Below are 818 nucleotides of genomic sequence, written 5' to 3'. Positions count from 1 at the left end.
GCCGCAGACAGAAGACCCTCAAGGTGCAGATCCCCTTTCGCCGTGCCGAAGGACCGCTGAAGCTTCTGGTGCCCTCTCGGGACATTGCTGCGCAATGCCCTGCCGGCGAGTGGATACGATGCGGGAAGGCCTTCGGTGAGCGCATCGCCGCGCGGGATCCCGATCGCCAAACTGCTGAAATCCACATCCGGGTCGCCCTTATCAATCGCTTCAACGCGCTCGGCACCGCCGAGCCCGTCCGCGTCGCCTGAGTCTGAACGGAAAAGGGCCCCTTTCGCCTCAGGCCGCCTTTCTGCGACAACGCCCCGCGTATCTACCACGTCGATAGAGTTGAGCTTGCGCTTCACGCGGATCAGGAGAACCTCTCGGGTATATCGATCGATGATGTTGAGCATGCGATAAGCGCGCCCATCCGCCCTCCGGTCCTGGACGAAGTCATAGGACCAGACGTGGTTCGGTCGTTCCGGGCGCAAGCGCACGCATGAGCCGTCCACTGCCCGGCAGTGCATCACGAAGTGATGTCACGAGAGGGGCCAGCCAGAGCCGGCCGCGTTTCTTCTGTTTCGGCGGAACCTTGAGCCCTTCACGCCGCCATATCCGTTCCACACGCTTGTGGTTCGCGCACCATCCGGCCTGAACCAGCATCCCGGTAACCTGCCGATAGCCGTAGCGACCAGAGAGGCGTGCCAGTTCGGTGATGTCCGCTGTCAGGCGCTCTTCATCGTGACAGCCCACAGGAACCGTGCGCTGCGTGGAACGATGCTGCCCCAGAGCCCGGCAGGCGCGGCGCTCGGAAACGCCGAGTTCCTGCCGGACAT

2 pseudogenes are annotated in these 818 nt (G+C 63.4%); one reads left to right on the top strand and one right to left on the bottom strand.

The features are described from left to right. Window positions 1–113: 113 nt before the first annotated feature. Window positions 114–251 (top strand): annotated as a pseudogene (locus HC022_RS27880) (IS5/IS1182 family transposase); the annotation flags it as partial. A gap of 54 nt (window positions 252–305) precedes the next feature. On the opposite strand, the pseudogene HC022_RS27875 reads toward HC022_RS27880, so the two are convergent. Continuing rightward, window positions 306–818, bottom strand: a pseudogene (locus HC022_RS27875) (IS3 family transposase); the annotation flags it as partial.

It is taken from the genome of Salipiger sp. HF18, from assembly GCF_011806505.1.
GTDB classification, from domain to species: Bacteria; Pseudomonadota; Alphaproteobacteria; order Rhodobacterales; family Rhodobacteraceae; genus Salipiger; species Salipiger thiooxidans.
This window is presented reverse-complemented; position numbering and strand designations above follow the sequence as displayed.